General features: G+C 71.2%; 16 protein-coding genes, 1 tRNA gene and 3 pseudogenes. 10 read left to right on the top strand and 10 right to left on the bottom strand.

The window, feature by feature from the left end; genetic code table 11:
* Positions 1-30 precede the first annotated feature (30 nt).
* Positions 31-1,197: a phytanoyl-CoA dioxygenase family protein gene (locus QQM39_RS03965; protein WP_301995212.1), complete on the bottom strand. Its 1,167-nt coding sequence runs from the start codon at positions 1,195-1,197 to the stop codon at positions 31-33.
* 107 nt (positions 1,198-1,304) lie between these two features.
* Here QQM39_RS03965 and QQM39_RS03960 point away from each other — a divergent pair, with 107 nt between their 5' ends.
* Both QQM39_RS03960 and QQM39_RS03955 read left to right on the top strand, forming a co-directional pair.
* Entirely contained in the window at positions 1,305-2,333 is a 1,029-nt protein-coding gene (locus QQM39_RS03960; RefSeq protein ID WP_301995211.1) for a LacI family DNA-binding transcriptional regulator, read from the top strand.
* Between the two features lie 66 nt (positions 2,334-2,399).
* A complete protein-coding gene (locus QQM39_RS03955) occupies positions 2,400-3,017 on the top strand; it encodes a TMEM175 family protein (protein WP_301995210.1) in 618 nt (205 codons plus the stop codon).
* A gap of 9 nt (positions 3,018-3,026) precedes the next feature.
* Here QQM39_RS03955 and QQM39_RS03950 read toward each other — a convergent pair whose 3' ends face one another.
* Positions 3,027-4,184, bottom strand: a complete 1,158-nt coding sequence (locus QQM39_RS03950) for a Gfo/Idh/MocA family protein (protein ID WP_301995209.1) — start codon at positions 4,182-4,184, stop codon at positions 3,027-3,029.
* Positions 4,185-4,293: 109 nt separating this feature from the next.
* Between QQM39_RS03950 and QQM39_RS03945 the strand changes: the two genes are divergently transcribed.
* The 7 genes from QQM39_RS03945 to QQM39_RS03915 all read left to right on the top strand — a co-directional run bounded on the left by QQM39_RS03945 (position 4,294) and on the right by QQM39_RS03915 (position 11,132).
* On the top strand, positions 4,294-5,298 hold the full coding sequence (locus QQM39_RS03945; RefSeq protein ID WP_301995208.1) for a LacI family DNA-binding transcriptional regulator: 1,005 nt from the start codon (positions 4,294-4,296) through the stop codon (positions 5,296-5,298).
* A 104-nt stretch (positions 5,299-5,402) separates the two neighbouring features.
* Complete coding sequence (locus tag QQM39_RS03940; protein ID WP_301995207.1) at positions 5,403-6,053, top strand: GntR family transcriptional regulator; 651 nt, start codon at positions 5,403-5,405, stop codon at positions 6,051-6,053.
* 69 nt (positions 6,054-6,122) lie between these two features.
* The gene (locus QQM39_RS03935) at positions 6,123-6,914 is read left to right on the top strand and encodes a PIG-L deacetylase family protein (RefSeq protein WP_301995206.1); all 792 of its coding nucleotides are present in this window, start codon (positions 6,123-6,125) and stop codon (positions 6,912-6,914) included.
* Positions 6,911-7,621, top strand: coding sequence for a 4-carboxy-4-hydroxy-2-oxoadipate aldolase/oxaloacetate decarboxylase (locus QQM39_RS03930; protein ID WP_301995205.1), 711 nt, complete (start codon positions 6,911-6,913; stop codon positions 7,619-7,621). The genes QQM39_RS03935 and QQM39_RS03930 overlap by 4 nt, the downstream gene beginning before the upstream one ends.
* The gene (locus QQM39_RS03925) at positions 7,618-8,727 is read left to right on the top strand and encodes a 4-oxalomesaconate tautomerase (RefSeq protein ID WP_301995203.1); all 1,110 of its coding nucleotides are present in this window, start codon (positions 7,618-7,620) and stop codon (positions 8,725-8,727) included. Before QQM39_RS03930 ends, QQM39_RS03925 begins: the two co-directional genes overlap by 4 nt.
* A complete protein-coding gene (locus QQM39_RS03920; protein ID WP_301995202.1) occupies positions 8,724-9,674 on the top strand; it encodes a VOC family protein in 951 nt (316 codons plus the stop codon). Before QQM39_RS03925 ends, QQM39_RS03920 begins: the two co-directional genes overlap by 4 nt.
* Positions 9,675-9,845: 171 nt before the next feature.
* On the top strand, positions 9,846-11,132 hold the full coding sequence (locus tag QQM39_RS03915; RefSeq protein ID WP_302003468.1) for an aromatic acid/H+ symport family MFS transporter: 1,287 nt from the start codon (positions 9,846-9,848) through the stop codon (positions 11,130-11,132).
* Positions 11,133-11,802: 670 nt separating this feature from the next.
* Here QQM39_RS03915 and QQM39_RS03910 read toward each other — a convergent pair.
* Positions 11,803-12,744, bottom strand: coding sequence for an alpha/beta hydrolase (locus tag QQM39_RS03910; RefSeq protein WP_301995201.1), 942 nt, complete (start codon positions 12,742-12,744; stop codon positions 11,803-11,805).
* A 202-nt stretch (positions 12,745-12,946) separates the two neighbouring features.
* Between QQM39_RS03910 and QQM39_RS03905 the strand changes: the two genes are divergently transcribed.
* Positions 12,947-13,020: transfer RNA gene (locus QQM39_RS03905), tRNA-Pro, on the top strand.
* A 99-nt stretch (positions 13,021-13,119) separates the two neighbouring features.
* Here QQM39_RS03905 and QQM39_RS03900 read toward each other — a convergent pair.
* The 7 genes and pseudogenes from QQM39_RS03900 to QQM39_RS03870 all read right to left on the bottom strand — a co-directional run.
* Positions 13,120-13,632, bottom strand: a pseudogene (locus tag QQM39_RS03900) (site-specific integrase); the annotation flags it as partial.
* 10 nt (positions 13,633-13,642) lie between these two features.
* The gene (locus QQM39_RS03895) at positions 13,643-14,542 is read right to left on the bottom strand and encodes an aminoglycoside phosphotransferase family protein (RefSeq protein ID WP_301995199.1); all 900 of its coding nucleotides are present in this window, start codon (positions 14,540-14,542) and stop codon (positions 13,643-13,645) included.
* Between the two features lie 328 nt (positions 14,543-14,870).
* Positions 14,871-14,999: pseudogene (locus tag QQM39_RS03890) on the bottom strand (NUDIX hydrolase); the annotation flags it as partial.
* Positions 14,984-15,624: pseudogene (locus tag QQM39_RS03885) on the bottom strand (transposase); the annotation flags it as partial. The pseudogenes QQM39_RS03885 and QQM39_RS03890, both read right to left, overlap by 16 nt.
* Positions 15,625-15,810: 186 nt before the next feature.
* Positions 15,811-17,445, bottom strand: coding sequence for a cation acetate symporter (locus tag QQM39_RS03880; RefSeq protein WP_301995198.1), 1,635 nt, complete (start codon positions 17,443-17,445; stop codon positions 15,811-15,813).
* Positions 17,445-17,756: a hypothetical protein gene (locus QQM39_RS03875; RefSeq protein ID WP_301995197.1), complete on the bottom strand. Its 312-nt coding sequence runs from the start codon at positions 17,754-17,756 to the stop codon at positions 17,445-17,447. Before QQM39_RS03875 ends, QQM39_RS03880 begins: the two co-directional genes overlap by 1 nt.
* 320 nt (positions 17,757-18,076) lie before the next feature.
* Positions 18,077-19,450, bottom strand: a complete 1,374-nt coding sequence (locus QQM39_RS03870) for a CdaR family transcriptional regulator (protein WP_301995196.1) — start codon at positions 19,448-19,450, stop codon at positions 18,077-18,079.
* Positions 19,451-19,732: the final 282 nt, after the last annotated feature.

The raw sequence follows: 19,732 nt of genomic DNA, 5'->3' as shown, positions 1-19,732 counted from the left end.
CCGGGTCCTTTCAGCTTTCGACGGCTCTGGTCAGCTCTGGCGCCGCTCGGCGCCGGCCCGCAGCTCGTCCCGCAGCGCCTTGGGGGTCCATGCCTCGCGCAGCGCGCGCCGTACGACCTCCGCCTGCGAGGGCGGGGCCAGCCCGGCCACCGGCGGATCGCTGTCGAGGTTGGTGGGGAAGGGGTAGCCCTCGGCGCTCGCGGCGATCACGTTCGCCGTCCACGCCTCGTCGGCGCCCTCGCTCTGCCGCTTGAGCAGCACGGGGTACACGGCGTTGGCGACGGCCTCGCGGTCCACCGTCTCCATGGCCCGCCCGAACGCGGAGGACACCTGGAGCAGGTTCGCCATGCGCCGGATGCCCGCCGACCGGTTGGTGCCGGCCGCGTGGAAGAGCGCCGGATTGAAGAAGGCCGCGTCGCCCTTGGCAAGCGGGAGCTGGACATGGTGTGCCTCGAAGTGGGCCTGGAAGTCCGGGAGTCGCCACGCAAGGTAGCCCGGCTCGTATGTCTGCGAGTACGGCAGGTACATCGTCGGCCCGGACTCGACCGGCATGTCGCAGTGCGCGACGGCGCCCTGGAGGGTGAGCACGGGGGAGAGGCGGTGCACGTGGGCCGGGTACGCGGCCGCCACGGCGTTCGACAGGAACCCCAGGTGGTAGTCGCGGTGCACGGTCTGGGCCGCGCCGCCCGGGTTGACCACGTTGACCTGTGAGGTCACCTGGTAGCCGGGGCCGAGCCAGGCGGTGGAGACCAGCGCCAGGATGTCGTTGGCGTAGTAGTCGGCGAACGCCTCGGCGTCGTACAGCGCCGCCTTCTCCAGCGCGTTCCACACCCGGTCGTTCGCGCCGGGCTTGGCGAAGTGGTCACCCGCGTCGGCGCCGGACGCGCGCTGCTCGGCGATCAGGGCCTCGAAGACCTCGGTGAGCCGGTCGACGACACCGGGGTCCGGGAAGGCGCCCTGGAAGACCACGATGCCGGGGCCGTCGGTGAGGGCGCGGACCAGCTCCGCCTGGACCTCCCGGACGTCCTCGGCCCGACGCAGCCGCTCACTGTCGTAGCGCAGGACGTTCCGCTCCACGGAGGCGGCGTACGGGTAGTCGGCGAGGTCGGTCGTCCGCTCGACGAGAGCGCGGAAGGCGTCGAGGTCGCAGTCCCGCTCGGACAGCCAGGCACGGCGGTGTACGGAGGTGAAGGACATCGGCGTCCTCTCGGTGACAGGGGCGACTCAGCGCTGTCATTCTTGTCATGACAATCCCCTCGAACAACCAGCAGCCGCCCATCAAAAACCCCTCAAGGAGCCGTCGCATGGGCCACCCCTTCCCGATCCGGGAGATCGCACGTCAGGCGGGCCTGAGCGAGGCCACCGTCGACCGGGTCCTGAACGGCCGGGGAGGGGTGCGCGAGAGCACCGCGCGCGAGGTCCAGCAGGCGATAGCCGACCTGGACCGGCAGCGCACCCAGGTCCGGCTGCTGGGCCGCACCTTCATGATCGACATGGTGGTGCAGGCGCCCGAGCGGTTCACCACCGCCGTACGCGCCGCCCTGGAGGCGGAGCTGCCGTCCCTGCACCCGGCCGTCGTGCGCTCACGCTTCCACTTCCGTGAGACGGGGCCGGTGCCGGAGCTGAGCCGGACGCTGGACCGCATCGCCCGGCGCGGCTCGCAGGGCGTGATCCTCAAGGCCCCGGACGTCCCCGAGGTCACCGCCGCCGTCACCCGGCTCGTGGAGGCGGGCATCCCGGTGGTGACCCTGGTGACCGACCTGCCCTCCACGGCCCGCCTCGCGTATGTCGGCATCGACAACCGGGCCGCCGGCGCCACCGCCGCGTACCTGATGGGGCAGTGGCTGGGGGAGCGGCCCGGCAATGTGCTGACCAGCCTCAGCAGCGGTTTCTTCCGCAACGAGGAGGAGCGCGAGATGGGCTTCCGCAGCGCCATGCGCGCCCGTCATCCCGACCGTACGCTGGTCGAGATCGCCGAGGGGCAGGGTCTGGACGCCACCCAGTACGACCTGGTCAGGGCCGCGCTGGAACGCGACCCGGAGATCCGCGCGGTCTACTCGATCGGCGGCGGCAACATCGCCACCCTGCGGGCGTTCGAGGACCTCGGCCGGGAGTGCGCGGTGTTCGTCGCGCACGACCTCGACCACGACAACACCCGCCTGCTGCGCGAACACCGCCTGTCCGCCGTGCTCCACCACGACCTGCGCCAGGACATGCGCGAGGCCTGCCACATCGTGATGCGGGCCCACGGCGCGCTGCCGCCCGCCGGGCCCACGCTGCCGTCGGCGATCCAGGTGGTGACGCCGTACAACATGCCCACGCCCATCCGGTGACGGCCGGGGCCCCCGCCCTGGCGTGTATCCCCGCCCGGCAGGTCCCGGCTCCCTACCGTCGTGCGCATGTGGAAATCGAACCCGGACGGCGGGCCCGAGCGGTTGGTGGCGCTCGCCGACGGCGTGTTCGCCATCGCCATCACCCTGCTCGTCCTGGATCTCTACGTGCCGCGGGGACTGGACCCCCAGGAGTTCCACGAGGCTCTGCGCGAACTGCTCCCCGACGTCGGCGCCTACGCGCTCAGCGTGGCGGTGCTGGGCAGCTTCTGGCGCGACCACCGAAGGATCTTCCGCTCCGTCCGGGAGATCGACGGACAGGTCATGGCGCTGTCCCTGCTCGGGCTGGGCCTCGCGGCCCTGCTGCCCTTCCCCACCAGGCTGGTCGCCGAGTACGGCAAGGAAGCCGCCTCGGTCGCGATCTACGCCGCGGCGGTCGCGGCCCTCGGCGCAGCCCACCTCGCCCTGGTCGCCGTCCTCGCCGGGCGCCCGTGGCTGCGTGGCGACTTCACGCCCGCGGGAGGCTTCCGGCTCTACGCCCTCGACCTCGCCGCGACGGTGGTCGTCTTCCTCCTCACCCTCCCGCTGACCCTGGTGGCCGGGGCCGGCGCCGCGTGGTGGTGGCTCGTCCTCATCCCGGTCAAGGTCGCCCTCGGCCGACGCGCCCGCCCCCGCGCCGGCCGCTGACCGTCCCGGCTACGCGTCCACATCCACCCAGGCGCCGCTCCGCGCCGACCGCACCATCGCGTCCAGTACGGCGGCACTGCGCACGGCGTCGGACAGGGTGGCCCCGTGCGGTGTGCCCTCGGCGACCGAGCGCAGGAAGCGGTACGCCTCGATGACCTTCAGGTCGTCGTAGCCCATGGCGTTCGCCGCGCCCGGCTGGAAGGCGCCGAACTCGCCGTCGCCCGGGCCGACGTACACCGTGCTGACCGGCTGGTCCTGGTAGGTCGTGCCGCGGCTGACGCCCAGCTCGTTCATCCGGCGGAAGTCCCAGAAGACCGCGCCCTTGGTGCCGTGCACCTCGAAGCCGTAGTTGTTCTGCTCGCCGACCGAGACCCGGCAGGCCTCCAGGACGCCGCGCGCACCGGAGGCGAAGCGCAGCAGGCAGTTGACGTAGTCCTCGTTCTCGACCGGGCCGAGTTCGCCGCCGGTGGCGCGGGTGTGGCCGGCGGTGGCGCCGGTGGGGCGGGCCCGCTCCGGGATGAACACGGCTGTGTCGGCGGTCAGCGACGCGATGTCACCGAGCAGGTACCCGGCCAGGTCCGCGCCGTGCGAGGCGAGGTCCCCCAGCACGCCGCTGCCGCCGCGCTCCTTCTCGTAGCGCCAGGTCAGGGCACCCTCGGGGTGAGCCGCGTAGTCGCTGAAGAGGCGGACCCGGACGTGCGTGACGGTACCGATCTCGCCGGAGGCGATGAGCTCGCGGGCGGCCTCGACGGCGGGCGCGTTGCGGTAGTTGAAGCCGACCGCGCCCTGGACTGCGGCCTTGGCGACGGCGTCGGCGACCGCCCGGGCGTCCGCGACCGTCAGGCCCACCGGCTTCTCGATCCAGACGTGCTTGCCGGCCTCGGCCATCGCCACGCCGATCTCGCGGTGCAGAAAGTTCGGGGCGGTGATGCTCACGGCCCGCACGCGCGGGTCGGCGGCCACCTCGCGCCAGTCACGGGTCGTCGAGGCGAACCCGAACTGCGCGGCGGCCTCCTCGGCCCGGCCCGGCACGTCCTCGGCCACCGTCACCAGCCGCGGACGCAGGGCCAGCCGCGGATAGTGGTGCGGGACGCGGGCGTACGCCTGGGTGTGCACCCGGCCCATCCAGCCGAACCCGATGACGGCGACACCGAGCGAATCCACCATGACAGCCCCTTTTGGACCGGTCCATTTTCTGTCCAGGCCACCTTGGGCGCCTATTCCCCAGGTGTCAACCCTTTGACAAGCCCCACCGAGCCATGGAACGGTCCATGCCATGAGACCGCCGACGATCCGCGACGTGGCCGACCGGGCCGGCGTCTCCAAGTCGCTGGTCTCGCTGGTGTTGCGCGGCTCCGACCAGGTACGGCCGGAGAAACGGGACGCCGTCCTGCGTGCCGTACGCGAACTCGGCTACCGCCCCAACGCCGCCGCGCGCAGTCTCAGCGAGCAGCGCACCCGCACGGTCGGCGTCCTCCTGAACGACCTGCGCAACCCGTGGTTCGTCGACATGCTCGACGGCCTCAACTCGCTCCTGCACGACAACGGCCTGCACATGCTGCTCGCCGACGCCCGCCTCAACCGCCGCACCGGCCAGGATCCCGCCGGCCCCTTCCTCGATCTGCGGGTCGACGGACTGGTCGTGGTCGGCACGCTCCCCGACCCCGCCGCGCTCGAAGCGGTGGCCGCGCGGATCCCGGTCGTGGTGGCCGGCGCGCGCGAGCCGGTGCCGTCCGGCGTCGACGTCGTGGCCAACGACGACGAGCAGGGTGCCCGCCTGGTCGCCGAGCACCTCATCGGTCTCGGGCACCGCCGTATCGCGCACATCGCGGGGTACGGCGCGGTGGGCGAGCTCCGCCGACGGAGCTTCGAGGCGACGATGCGCGAGCACGGCCTCGCGGACCAGGCGGTCGTCGAGGCCGGCGACATGACCGAGGAGGGCGGCTACCGCACCACCGTCCGCCTGCTCAGCCGGCCCGAGCGACCCACGGCCGTCTTCGCCGTCAACGACATCGCCGCCATCGGCGCGCTCTCCGCGGCCGAGGAACTGGGGCTGCGCGTCCCGCGCGACCTGTCCGTCGTCGGTTACGACAACACGAGCATCGCCCGCCTGCGCCACGTATGGCTCACCACGGTCGACAACACCAGCCACGAGGTCGGCCGCCGCGCGGCCCGCTGCCTCCTGGAGCGCTTCGAGGGCGCCGCGGGGCAGGGGCGCATCCAACTCGCCGCACCTGCCCTGGAGATCCGGGGCTCGACGGCGCCCCCGCTCACCGGCTGACCGCGTCCGCCCGGCGCTGCCTGCGCTCAATACAGCAGACAAAATTGTTGACAATTATGTTTGGCTAGATTTACGTTCGACAGGCACTCACTCAGGGAGGGCACATGCCGAAAGAAGCCCGTTCGAGCACCGGGGAGCAGGCCAAGCAGCACGCGTTCGCGCAGCTGCGGCAGGCGATCCTGCACGGCGAGATGGCACCGGCGCAGCGGCTGGTGGAGAACGAGCTCGCCGAGCAGTTCGGTGTGACGCGGGCCAGCATCCGCGCGGCACTCATCGATCTGGAGGCTCAGGGCCTGGTCGAGCGGATCCGCAACCGCGGTTCGCGGGTGCGGGTGGTGAGCGTCGAGGAAGCGGTCGCCATCACCGAGTGCCGCATGGTCCTGGAAGGACTGTGCGCGGCGAAGGCGGCCGTCGCGGCCAGCGACGAGCAGCTGAGTCGGCTGGCGGACCTGGGCACGGCGATGACCAAGGCCGTGGCCGACGGCGAGCCGATGACGTACTCCGAGCTCAACCAGGAACTGCACGCCGGGATCGGGGAGTTCTCCGGCCAGCGGACGGCCGTGGAACTGCTGGAGCGGCTCAACGCTCAACTGGTGCGCCACCGCTTCCAGTTGGCGCTGCGTCCGGGACGTCCGCAGCACTCCCTGAACGAGCATCTGGCGATGATCGAGGCGATCAGGGCCAGGGACCCCCAGGCGGCCGAGGCGGCCGTCCGCGCCCACCTCACCAGCGTGATCGAGGCGCTGCGCGACTGAGTCGCACGAGTCGCCGCGCGGCTGAAGCGCACGGGGCGGGCGCACACCTGTCACTCAAGGAGACCTGTAATGACGCATGCCGATGCGCCCTCCCCCGAGCTCTCCACTTCGCTCGAGCAGGGGGGACCCCCATCCCCACCACGTGCCACCCTCGTCATCACCGCGCACGCCGGGGACTTCGTGTGGCGGGCGGGCGGAGCCATCGCCCTGGCCGCCTCCCGGGGCGAGAAGGTGACCATCGCCTGTCTGACCTTCGGTGAGCGCGGCGAGTCCGCCAAGGCCTGGCGCGAGGGCAAGAAGCTGGAGGAGATCAAGGCGATACGCCGCGACGAGGCCGAGCGCGCCGCCGCCACCCTCGGCGCCGAGGTCCGCTTCTTCGACGCCGGCGACTACCCCCTGGTCGCCACGGCCGAGCTGACCGACCAGCTCGTCGCGGTCTACCGCGAGACCCAGCCCGACGTCGTCCTCACCCACCCGACCGAGGACCCGTACAACGGCGACCACCCGGCCGCCAACCGCATGGCCCTGGAGGCCCGCGTCCTCGCCCAGGCCATCGGCTACCCGGGCGACGGCGCCATCATCGGCGCCCCGCCGGTCTTCTACTTCGAGCCGCACCAGCCCGAGATGAGCGGCTTCAAGCCCGAGGTCCTCCTCGACATCACCGAGGTGTGGGAGACCAAGCGGGGGGCCATGGAGTGCCTCGGCGCCCAGCAGCACCTGTGGGACTACTACACCGACCTCGCCGTGCGCCGCGGCGTCCAGCTCAAGCGCAACGCCGGACCCAACCTGGGCCTGGCCCACAAGACCATGGCCGAGGCGTACATGCGCCCCTACCCGCAGATCGCGAAGGAGCTGGCATGAGCGGCGTGATCGTCACCAACCCGCCGAAGGCGGAGCTGAAGGACGTCGACGCGCTGGCCGGCTTCGGCGTGGCGACGGTGAGCGAGGCCATGGGGCGGACGGGTCTGCTGGGCCCGGGGATCCGGCCCGTCCAGCAGGGCGTACGAGTCGCCGGCACCGCCGTCACCGTGATCGGCTGGCCCGGCGACAACCTCATGATCCACGCCGCCGTGGAGCAGTGCGGCGAGGGCGACATCCTCGTCGTCACCACCACCTCCCCGTGCACCGACGGCCTGTTCGGTGAGCTGTTCGCGACCGCCCTGAAGCAGCGCGGCGTGCGCGGTGTCGTCATGAACACCGGCATCCGCGACACCCAGGAACTGCGCGAGATGGGCTTCGCCGCCTGGTCCCGGGCGGTCAGCGCCCAGGGCACCGTCAAGGCCACCGGCGGCTCGGTGAACGTGCCGGTCGCCATCGACGGCCAGGTCGTCCGCCCCGGCGACGTGATCCTCGCCGACGACGACGGGGTGGTCGTCGTACCCCGCGAGCGTGCCCGGGAGACGGTCGAGAAGTCCGAGGCCCGCGAGGCCAAGGAGGCCGCGACGCGCGCCGCCTTCCTCGACGGCCAACTCGGCCTCGACCGCTACGGGTTGCGGGAGACGCTGGTGCGGCTCGGCGTGACGTACAAGTCCTACGACGAGTACGTCCGCGAGGAGGCGCAGCCGTGACCGGGCCCGTGGAGGTGCGCTGCATGCTCATGCGCGGCGGCACCTCCAAGGGCGCCTACTTCCTCGCCGAGGACCTCCCCGCGGAACCCGCCCTGCGGGACGAGCTGTTGCTGCGCGTCATGGGCAGCCCGGACGATCGCCAGATCGACGGCCTGGGCGGCGCTCACCCGCTCACCAGCAAGGTCGCCGTGGTCTCACCCTCGGCGGATCCGGGCGCCGACGTCGACTACCTCTTCCTCCAAGTGGCCGTCGACCGACCCGAAGTGAGTGACCGTCAGAACTGCGGGAACATCCTCGCGGGCATAGGGCCGTTCGCCGTGGAGCGCGGCCTTGTCCCGGCGGGGGAGGAGCGGACCTCCGTACGCATCCGCATGGTCAACACCGGCGACTTCGCCACCTCGACCTTCCCGACGCCGGGCGGCCGTGTCGACTACACGGGTGACGCCGAGATCTCGGGCGTGCCCGGCTCGGCCGCCCCGGTGGCGATCGAATTCCCGTCCGGCACCGGTCGGTTGCTGCCCACCGGCAACGTCCGCGACGTGATCGACGGAATCCCGGTGACCTGCGTGGACAACGGCATGCCGACCGTCATCGTCCAGGCCACCGCGCTCGACGTCACCGGCTACGAGGCGCCCTGGGACCTGGAGGAGAACCTCACACTCGCCGAGCGACTCCGCGAACTGAGGGTGGCGGCGGGCAAGTTGATGGGCCTCGGTGACGTCTCGGACACCACCGTCCCCAAACTCACGCTGCTCGCCCTGCCCCGGGACGGCGGCGCGGTCACCACCCGCACCTTCATCCCGGTCCGTTGCCACACGTCGATCGGCGTACTCGGCGCCGCCAGTGTCGCCGCCGGTCTGCGCCTCGAAGGCGGCGTCGGCGCCGACCTCGCGGAGTTGCCCGCCCACGGCGACCGCGTCCGCATCGAACACCCCACGGGATTCCTGGACATCGAGAGCAGCCTCGGCACCGACTCCGCGGGCCTTCCCACCGCCCGCCGCACCGCCGTCGTCCGTACGGCCCGCAAGATCTTCGACGGCACCGTCTTCCCCCGGTCCGCCGAGGCGGCCCCACTCCCCGCACACACCCCCGGAGACCCCCGATGACCCCGCCGCTCGGCGACATCGCCCACATCGGCCACGCCCAGCTGTTCACCCCGGACCTGGACGCCGGCGTCGCCTTCTTCACCGAGTACCTGGGCCTCACGGTCAACGGCCAGGACGGCGACACGGTCTACCTACGGACCTTCGACGACTACGAGCACCACAGCCTGGTCCTCACCGCCCGCGAACAGCCGGGCCTCGGCCGCCTCGCCCTGCGCACCTCCAGCGAGGACGCGCTCCACCGCCGTGTCAAGGCGATCGAGGCGGCGGGCGGCTCCGGCAAGTGGGTCGAGGACGAGCCCGGCCTCGGCAAGCTCTACCTCACCACCGACCCCGACGGGCACGAGCACGCCCTGTACTGGGAGAGCGAGTACTACCGGGCACCGGACGCGCTGAAGCCCGCGCTCAAGAACCAGCCGCAGGCCAAGCCCAACAGGGGTGTCGGCGTACGACGGCTCGACCACATCAACTTCCTCGCCGCCGACGTGCTCGCCAACGCCGAGTTCCAGGAACAGGTGCTGGGCGCCCGGCCCACCGAGCAGATCCAGCTCGACTCCGGGAAGATCGCGGCCCGTTGGCTGACCTTCACCGACAAGTCGTACGACGTCGTCTACACCTCGGACTGGACCGGCTCCGCCGGCCGGCTGCACCACATCGCCTTCGCGACCGACACCCGCGAGGACATCCTGCGCGCCGCCGACCTCGCCATCGACAGCGGCGTGTTCATCGAGACGGGCCCGCACAAGCACGCCATCCAGCAGACGTTCTTCCTGTACGTCTACGAGCCCGGCGGCAACCGCATCGAGCTGTGCAACCCGCTCACGCGACTGGTGCTGGCCCCGGACTGGCCGCTGATCACCTGGACCGAGGCCGAGCGGGCCAAGGGGCAGGCGTGGGGTCTGAAGACGATCGAGTCGTTCCACACCCACGGGACGCCGCCGGTCGCCTGAACCGGCGCCCGTAGCGCTCCTGCCAGGCGTCTCTTCCAGCGGCACCGGATTGTCGCTGAGATTGTTGACAAAAGTGTTGACTCTCTTGCTCCCGGCTCCTTAGCGTCTGGCGCACAACGCACGAGAGGAAAACAAGGAGGTCCTCCTCCCCCCACCGCTCGCGTCGGCAGACTGGCCGTACTCGCCGTCGGCCTGTGCTGGCTGGCCGTCCTCTTCGACGGCCTGGACATGTTCATCTACGGCTCGGTGCCGCCCCACATGCTGGAGGACAAGGCCCTCGGCCTCACCCCCGACCAGGCCGGTGACCTGGGCAGCTACGCCACCTTCGGCATGCTGGTCGGCGCGCTGACCGCCGGGACGGTCGCCGACCGGATCGGCCGCAAGAAGCTGATGGCCGCCTGCGTCGCGCTCTTCTCCCTGGCCTCCGGGCTGTGCGCGATGGCGGGCAGCGTCGAGGTGTTCGGCCTCGGCCGCACCCTCGCCGGTATCGGCCTCGGCGGGCTGTTGCCCACCGCGATCAGCATGGTCTCCGACTACGCCCCGCGCGGCCGCGGCGCCCTCACCATCGGCCTGCTGATGACCGCCCACCACGCGGGCGGCATCCTCTCCGCCTACGCCGCCCTGTGGGTCGTCGAACCCCTGGGCTGGCGGGCGGCGTTCTGGTGCTGTGTGCTCCCGCTGCTCTTCGTGCCGGTGCTCGCCAGGTTCCTGCCCGAGTCGCTGAGCTTCCTGGTGGCCGAGGGGCGCGGCGAGGAGGCCGGCGAGCTGGCCCGGCGCTACGAGGTCGAACTGCCCGCCGCCCCGGCCGACAAGCAGGCCGCCACCGACCGTTGGAACTCCCTGGCCAACCTCTTCCGGGGCGGCGAGTGGACCCAGACCCTGCTGTACTGGCCGGCCTCCTTCGGCGGACTGCTCCTCGTCCACGGCGTCGCCACCTGGCTGCCCACCCTGATGCGCGGCGAGGGTTACAACCTCGGCTCGGCGCTGACCTTCGTGGTGCTGTTCAACCTCGGCGGCATCGTCGGCATGCTGGTCGCCGGACGCCCCTCCGACCGGTTCGGCGCCCCGCGGATCTCGGCGATCTGGTTCGCGCTGACCGCCGGAGTCTTCCTGCTCGGCGTCCACATGCCGCTGGCGCTCACCTTCACGGTGGTCTTCCTGACCGGTGTGTTCCTGAACAGCGCCCAGACCATGATCTACGCGACGGTCTCGATCCGCTCCCGCCCCGAGAACCGCGCCACCGCCGTCGGCTGGACCTCCGGCATGGGCCGCTTCGGCGCCGTCTTCGGGCCGTGGCTGGGCGGCCAGTTGCTCGCCGCGAACAAGGGCGACTGGGGCTTCACCGCGTTCGCCCTCGCGGGGCTGTCGTCCATGGTCTTCATCGGCGTCGCCGCACTGCGCGGATCGAGGCGGGCGGCTCGTACCGACAGCGATCAGGAGCTCGTAGGCGCGCACTGATTGGCGTCCGTCATATGTACCGATGACCCGAACTGGGATATACGACTGTCTCGCGTATTGTTGCGTCATATGCCCGCTGTGATGCAGGGCGGCCTTCGGTGCGTCCGTGGCGAATGAGTGGAACTGTTAAGGGGGAACGGGGACGTGACGGGACTTCTCGCGGTGGTGGCCGTGGTCGGGTTCATGGCCACCGCCGGTCTGCCCTGGTGGGTGGTGGTGGCCGTGGCCCTGCTGATGGCGGGCTTCGCCGCGGGGAGGTCCGGGAGCCCGGGTAGGGGCGCCAGGGGTACTGCGGCGCCCGGGAGTTGGGGCAGGGGTGCCAGGAACGCCGCGGCGCCAGGGAGTTGGGGCAGGGGTGCCAGGAACGCCGCGGCGCCCGGGAGTTGGGACAGGGGTGCCAGGAACACTGCGGCGCCCGGGAGTTGGGACGGGGATGCCAGAAACGCTGCGGCGCCCGGGAGTTGGGGCAGGGATGCCCGGAGTACGGCGGTGCCCGGGAGTCCGGGCGAGGGTGCCAAGGTCACTGCGACCCCCGGCCCTGTGGGTGAGCCCGTCCTGACCTCCGTCGACGCGTGGTCGGCCGCCGCGCCGGTCGCGGTGAACGTGGGTGCCGGGTGCCCGGAGGAGTGACGGGGCTGCGTGGCCGTCGATGGCGGGGCGGTCCGAGCCCTCAGACGGTGCGGCTTCCGGTGGCCTCCCGTACATGCCGGGCGATCATCGCGTAGACCTCCCGCGCCTTGTCGTCGTCACTCCCGTCGTACCCATGATCCGCCCCGGCCACGTCGTGATGTGCGACCAGAGCACCCGCCGCCCGCAGCCGCTCGGCATAGCGCTCGCCCTCGGCCCGGAGCAGGTCGTACTCGGCGGTGATCACCAGGGCCGGGGCGATGCCCGTCAGGTCCGCGGTGTCCGACGGATGCGCCGGGGACACGAGCCGGTCGTCGCGCCGCCGCACGTCCGGTACGTACGAGGTGTCGAAGACGTCGCCCATCCAGGGCCGCAGCATCGGCTTGGCGATGGCGGCGCGCTTGTCCCTGGGGCGGGTCGCCAGGTCGAGCGGGGGATAGTGCAGCACCTGGAGCGCGATCGAGGGCCCGCCCTCTTCAAGAGCCTGCCGCGCCACGGCCGCCGCGAGCCCGCCGCCGGCGCTCTGCCCGCCCACGGTGAGCCGGTCGCCGTCCCAGCCCTCCTCCGCGCCGTGCCCGGCCACCCACCGGACGACGTCGTACGCCTGCCGGGGTGGCGCCGGGAACGGGTGCTGCGGCGCGACGACGTAATCCACGTTGATCACGACCGCCCCCGCCTCGGCGGCGAGGGTGCGGCACAGCGGGTCGTCCAGCTCGGTCAGCGTCATCACATAGCCGCCGCCGTGGAAGTTGACGTGCACTGGGGGAGCGGGTTCGGCGTTCGCGGGCAGGTACACCGTGGCCCGGGCGGGGGCGATCGACGTGGGAATCGTCAACTCCCGTACCTTGCGCGGATATTCGGGGAATCGCGCGTGCGAGGCAGCGGCGGAACCCCGGCCACCGGAACGGCGGTCAGCCATCCCGGTTGCACGTTGCATCGCCTTGGCGACGAAGGCGGCCACCGCGGGCCGGGCCAGGAGAGACATAGGGCTCCGATCGTTCGCGGCCCGTGGGTCGGCCCGGTGAGGGACGGTTCGGCGACGGACGGGCCGCTGATGAGCTATTCGATTGCGTTAGGCAATTATAGGTGACGGCAATTATGGGTCAAGAGATCGGACCGATGGGGGCGGCGTGTGTATGGGGTAGGGTTGACCTGCGTGATCACGCGGTTCGCCGCGCGACATACGCCGGGACGTGGCGCAGCTTGGTAGCGCACTTGACTGGGGGTCAAGGGGTCGCAGGTTCAAATCCTGTCGTCCCGACTGGAGATGGTCGCAGGTCAGGGCCGGTTTCGGAGGCATCCGAAACCGGCCCTTGATCATTCTTGGGGACCAGTTGGGGACCGGCGCCCTTGACCGGGGTCAGCGGGTCACGACGATCGGGCTCGGCAGCGAGCGCGGTGCGCGGAGCACGCTGAGGTGTGCGGAGAGCGCCGCCCCGGCGGTCGTGATCTTGTGTACGGCGTCGCGCAGGACGGCGGTGGAGATGCGTCCGCCGCGTGGGCCGGTGAACAGGCGGGCGTCGGGGTTGGGGTCTGCGGACAGGATGCGCTGGGTGATGAGGGGGCGGATCTCCTCGACGGTGGGAACCTTGCGGGCCCGTTTGCCCTGGGTGCCGTTGTCGGTCAGCCCGCCGGGCGCGGGTGTGGTCTGACGCCGCACGGTCCAGATCCACTGGGCGGTGTCGATGTCTCCGACGCGACAGCCTGAGACCTGGCCGATCCGTGCGGCGGTGCATGCGGCGAAGATGACCACGTCTCCCCAGCCGCGGTACTGGTCGTGGGAGGCGGCCACGAGCGCGTGGGCCAGGGCGAGGGGGGTCTCCCAGTCGGGCAGGGCCAGCGCGCGTGGGTCGAGGAGTTCGTCCTCGGCCTGAACGCCGACGTCAAAGGCCCTTCAGGACACGCTCAAGCGCCGACCGGCCTGCAGGCCCCCAGTTCGGCTTGCCGCCGGGCAGGCCGCGGTCCCCGTTCTGTCCCATCAGCATCAGGAACAGGCTCTTCACCGCGGCCAGCCCACGCGCCCGACGCATGGCTGCCTCGTCCGCCCGTGCGTAGCTATCGAAAAACCGTGAAGCGCAGTCCGCGGGGAGCAGCACCCAGGCAGCCGCAAGGTCCCAGGCCGGGTCTCCGGCGAAGACATCGCCGAAGTCAACGACGCCAGCCAGCGTCCCGTCCGCGACGACGACGTTCGCGGGATGCAGATCGCCGTGAACCCACATCCGCGGGCCCTCCCACTCGGGAGCCGCGACCGCGTCGTCCCACACGGCCCGGACATCCTCCTCCGCGAAGCGGCCGAGGTCCACGGCCCGCAGGAAGTTCTCGAAGCCCTCCGCGCACTCCCGGGGGTGACCGCCGCGGTCCGAGGCGTTCGGCGCCTCGGCGGGCGCCTCCACATGCAGCGCCTTGAGGAAGGCAGCCAGGGTGTCGGCCGCGTGGTCGCCGCGGGTGATGGAGCCGTGGTCCAGCGGTGTGCCCTCGACCCATGTCATGACGGTCCAGATCTTGGGGAAGCGCTCGGACGGCACACCGTCCCGCATCGGGACCGGGATCGGCAGCGGCAGACGCGAGGCCAAGGTCGGCAGCCACCGGCGCTCTTTGAGTTGCAGATCTGGGCTGGTGTCCATCCGCTGCATCCGGACCGCCAACTCGTCTCCAAGGCGCCACATCTGGTTGCCCCAACCGCCCGCCACCTCGCGGATGGGCAGCGCGGCCAGATCCGGATGCTGATCCAGCAGCAGGTCCCGAACCAGAGTCTCGTTGACTTCAATCTCGGATTCGATCATGCAGGGTCACAGTACTTGAGGCAGGCGGAGCCGACCACGTTCTCTGGGGGATTCAGCTCCGCGGCTGGATCCCCCAGGTCCTCTCGAAGAACCTCTGGGTAAGCGCTGTAGGCCGCACCCGCCAAAGAAAACGACGTCTGAAGCACGACGTTGGGGCCATGATCTTAGAGGCTCGCCCCAAGTGGCTGCGTAAAGCCGTGGAGCCGACCGCCCCAGCCGCAGAGGGTGTCTGCGACTTCATGCCCGCAGCCGCCGAGCGCGCCGCAAAGGCGGCGCGCGCCCGCGCCGTGCGCGGGCCTTGTGAAGGAGAGAGAGTCTTATCCCGCTGGGAGACGGCCGTGGACTCGCTTGAGGTGCGTTCGGTGCCTCCGGAGGGCTTGCAGCGGAAGACCAGGGCCACGATGCCGCGGGTCAAGTTCTTGTGGACGCCGGTCAGTTCGTCCACCTCGACCAGAACGGCTTCGACTCGCTGTCGCCGACCATCAGGCCGAGGATCTCGCGGTGCCCGGTGGCGGAGATCCCGGTGGCGGTGACCACGGCCTGCAAGGCGATCCGGTGGTTGACCCTCGCCTTGCAGTAGGTGGCGTCCAGGAAGACGTAGGGGAAGACGGGGTGATCCAGCGGCCGTTCCTCAACGCAGTCAGTTCCTCGTCCAGCTCGCCGCAGATGCGGGAGACCTCGGATTTGGAGATCGCGCTGTCCGCGCCGAGTGCTTTGACCAGGTCGTCGACCGAGCGGGCCGAGACCCCGTGCACGTATGCCCCCATCACCACGGCGAACAGTGCCCGGTCGATACGTCGGCGCCGTTCCGGCAGGGAGGGGAAGAACGATCCGGTCCGCAGCTTGGGGATCTTCAGATCGACGTCGCCGGCCTGCGTGGTCAGCAGCCTCCCGCGGTGCCCGTTGCGCCAGGTCGTGCGCGTCTCGGAGTGCTCGTGCGGGGCGGCACCGATCACGTCGGTGGCCTCGGCCTCGATGAGCTCCTGCGGGATGTGCTCGCACACCACCCTGATTGCCTCGACTCCGTCGGCCCGACGTAGTGACTCCAGCGGCCGCATCAGCTCAGACCGGGACAAGGCCACCGCGTGCTCCTCCGGTTGAACTGCCCGTTCACCAGGGAGACTTGCGCGATGGCCTGCCCTTGCTCAGGGATATCGATGAGGTCGCGGCTGCCTGAGTCGTGGTCGGCGCCGGGCGGCGTCCCTGGACGGCGGTCGGTGGAGTGGGTGAGGGCGCTCCGCCGGCCGCCGCCTTCGTGCGTCAGTACGTCAGTACGTCAGTACGTCAGGCTTGACCCGCGCCTCCGCCACCGGGGCCGTATGCCGCTGTCCCGTCACGCTGCCGAGCCAGCCGAGCAGGAACGCGATGGGCAGGGACACCAGGGCGACTGTCTGGAGCGGGAACCAGTCGATGTGCCACTCGGGCACCAGCGCCATCGGGTTGCCCGAGAAGACGGGGCTGCACACCTGGAGTCCGATCGCGGAGCCCAGGCCGCCGTACAGGGTCCACAGCAGCCCCCGGCGCGTGAAGCCGCGCCAGAGAAACGCGTACACCAGCGCCGGGAGCAGGCAGGAGGCCGCCACCGCCAGGGAGAGGGTGGACAGGAAGCCCATGTTCCAGCCATGGACCCACACCGCGCAGCAGATGCTCAGCACCCCGATCAGGGCGGACGCGATGCGGGCCGCGGCCACCTCCCTGCCCTCGGTGGTACGCCCGCGGCGCACCACGTTGGTGACGAGATCGTGGGCGACGGCGCCCGCCGCCGCCAGGGTCACGCTCGCGACGACCGCGAGCGTCGTGAGGAACACCGCGCAGGCGACCAGCACGACGAGCCACGCCTCGCCCGTCTGCGCCGACGATCCTCCCGCCAGATCGCCGGTGAGCATCAGCAGGCTGCTGGTGGCTCCGGGATCGGCGGCGAGGATCTTGGGGGCGCCGGTCACCGCAGCGGCACCGAAGCCCATCACGGTGGTGATGAGGCAGACGGCGGCGACGATTCCGATGGTGTGACGGACCGTACGTCGGGCGGCGGCCGGGTCGGGCGCGGTGTTGAGCTGGGTGGCGACATGGGGCAGGCACGCCACGCCCAGCACCACGGTGATCATCAGGCCGATGAAGTCGAGCGTGCTCTCGACCGGGCCGCCGGCGGCGAAGCGCAGGCCGGGACGCATATAGCCCTCGGGGCGGCCGCTGCCCCGAGCGGCGGTGTCGATGAGGGAGTCGGCGCTCCAGTGGAAGCGGTGGAGCAGCACCGCGGCCACGGCGAGCGCCATGGCGAGCAGGAACACTGTCTTGATGATCTGGAGCGCGATCATGCCGCGCATCCCGCCGAAGGCAGTGGCGCAGACGACGAGCGCACCGATCATGACGATGACGGTCTGTTCGGCGCCCGGCCCGGAAAGGCCGAGCAGCATGGCGGTGGTCCGGCCCGCGCCGGAGAGCTGGACGATCAGATACGGGATACAGGCGCTCAGCGTGACGACGGCGGCCGCGATCCGCACGGCGGGCCCCGGGGCGCGCAGGGCGAAGGTGTCGCCGAGCGTGTAGCTGCCGCGCTCGCGCAGCGGGCCGGACAGCAGGAGCAGGACGCCGAGCGACAGCACGGTGCACAGAGCGACGAACAGGCCGTCGAAGCCGAAGACCGCGACGGTTCCCGTCGTACCGAGCACGGTCGCGGCGGAGAGATAGACGCCGGAGAGGACGATGGCGCCCTGCACGGGGCGCAGCCTGCGGCCCGCGGTGTAGAAGTCGTTGACCCGGTCGCGCTCGGGGCCGTTGAGCACACAGATGAGCAGCATCGGGACGATGAACGTCAGAAAGCCGACGAGGACCCATGAGCGGGTGTCCGTGTCCAGGTCGAGGGTGCCGGGTGCCCCTGCGGCAAGCAGTATCTGAGGAAGCATCAGCGCTCCCCCTGCGGCTCGTACGAGGCCTCGCCGTAGGGGGTCTCGTCGTAAGGGGCTGGGCCGTGGGGGGCGCGGTCATAGCGCGCCGCCGTCCACAGCAGGAGCAAACCCTGGGCGAGAAGTGCGACGACGCCGAGGGTGATCTGGCCGGCGATGCGCGTGGCCAGCAGGTCTTCGGCGGTGCAGGCGAGCAGGAGGTGGACGGCGAAGGTCAGTCCGTTGACGAGGGCGAAGAATCTGCCGGGCGGGTGGGGCCGGGGTCTTCGATGGGGCTGGGGGGTGTGCGGATGGACGTGCTGATGGGCCATGGAGCTCTCCTGGCGGGCAGGGATGCGCGCGCATCGCCTGGCTCGGGCGATGCCTTGCGCGGGCATTGCCCCTGACGGCATTGCCCCTGATCGGGGCTCACCAGAGCACGTACCGACCAGTCGGTCCATGCGCTTGGGGCACGCCGTTGTCCGCTCCCAACGCCGGCGGGCGGTGACTGTGCTGATGCCCATTCAGCCACCCGCGGGAAGGGAACCGGCCACGGCGGCACGGCCGCCGGTACAGCCGAGGGCATGCGCGGCGGCCCGTGCCGGGGCACGCATCGCATGCTCGCGGCGGGCATACGTCGCCCCCCGTAGCCTCAGCCGTCCACGTCGCGATCCCGGGCGTCCGCGCAGCCGAGGACGGCCGCAGGCCCGAGCAGTTGGAGTGCGTCGAACGCGAGCGTGAGCCGTACGAGGTCGCGGGGGCGGGACAGTTCGAGCCCTGTGATCTGCTCGAAGCGGCGCAGCCGGTTCAGCACCGTGTTGCGGTGGCACAGCATGTGCCGGGCCGCCTGGACCGCCGAGCCGCCCTTCTCGATCCACACCCCGAGTGTGTCGATCAGCGTTTCGCGGTCGGCGGGCTCCAGGTCGTACAGCGGCCGGAGCACCCGCAGGGCGAGTTCGGCGGACAGGTCGGGCCGTGACATGAGCAGACCGTCGGGCAGACGGGCGTCGAGCCGGGCGACCTCGCCGTCTCCCCGGCAGGTGCGCAGCGCGAGTCCGGCCATGTCCTTCGCCCGGGGCAGGTTCTCCAGACCCTGGACGACCGGGCTGACGCCGATGCGCATGCCGGGACCGGCGTCGAGCGCGGAGACAAGCGCGTCGAGCGGGCGGTCGCCGAGATGGGCGACGAGCACATCGCGCCGGCCCCCGGTGTGGCGCAGGACGCGCATGCCGCGGATCTCCGGAACGGCGTCGGGCGTGCGGCCGAAGGGCGGCGTGGCCCGTATCTCCGCGACCGCGAAGCGTCCGTCGGGCGGCAGGTTGAGGATCGACGCCGCGTCCAGGACGAACGCCGGGTCGTTGCGGCTCTCCAGCACGGCGGCGAGGATCAGGCGTACACGCTCGTTGTGGCGGCTGGCCATACCCTTGGCGACCTGGCGGTAGGCGTCGGCCAGCAGGACGCAGTCGCGGTCGTTGCTCTTCCACACCAGCTCGGCCACGCGCACGAGGTGGCGCTGGTCGCCGAGGCCGTCCCGCTCCACGGCGCCGATGATCCCGCTCCAGACCTCCGATCCGGCTACCCGGAAGGCGTGCAGCACCTCGTCGAGGGGGCGGCTCTCCTCGGCCCGGCGGATGCCGAGCTCACGGGTGTAGCGCTCGACGTCCGCGATCCGGCCCGGGTCGAGGGCGGCTTCCAGGGTGATGCGTACGCCCTTGTACACGGACTGCGGCAGGTCGGGCGGTGCGAGCACCAGGTCGGCGTAGTAGGGCACCTGGGTGCGGATCTGGTCCACGACTGTGTCGCTGAATGCCTGGCCGCGCCCGAGCAGGCACCGGCAGGCGTGGTCGAAGAGCTGGTGCGGTGAGGTCTCGTCGGCGGACTCGGGCAGGGGCGGCGGCGAGCCGACGGCGGTGGCGCCGGAGGGCGGGCCGACGGCGGCGGCAGCAGGCCGCGGACCGGCGATGGTGGCGGTGCTGACGGTGCTGACGCGGGGGCGGACCGAGCCAGGGACGGAACTGCTGTGCATGGACCCTCCAGACGGACGGGGCGTGCGAGAACACCACGGCGGGTCGCCATGTCTTGCGCTGCGCGGGTCGCAGCTGGGTGGCTCCACCGGCCGGCGATCGGCGTGTGCCCATGGAGCGCACTCCAAGGAATCCACATGCTAAGCAGTCGGTCATCCCCTGGTGCGAAACGTCCGTCAAATCGTGATGATCCACGCACAGCAGGAGGTACGGATTGTGCCCCCTCACAAGCGGATCACGCACCGGCTGGGAACTGACAGCGGCTCGCTCCCAGTCCATGGACG

It is taken from the genome of Streptomyces sp. DT2A-34 (genome assembly GCF_030499515.1).
Lineage (GTDB): Bacteria > Actinomycetota > Actinomycetes > Streptomycetales > Streptomycetaceae > Streptomyces.
The sequence above is the reverse complement of the archived record's forward strand: the minus strand, read 5'-3'. Positions and strand labels throughout refer to the sequence as shown.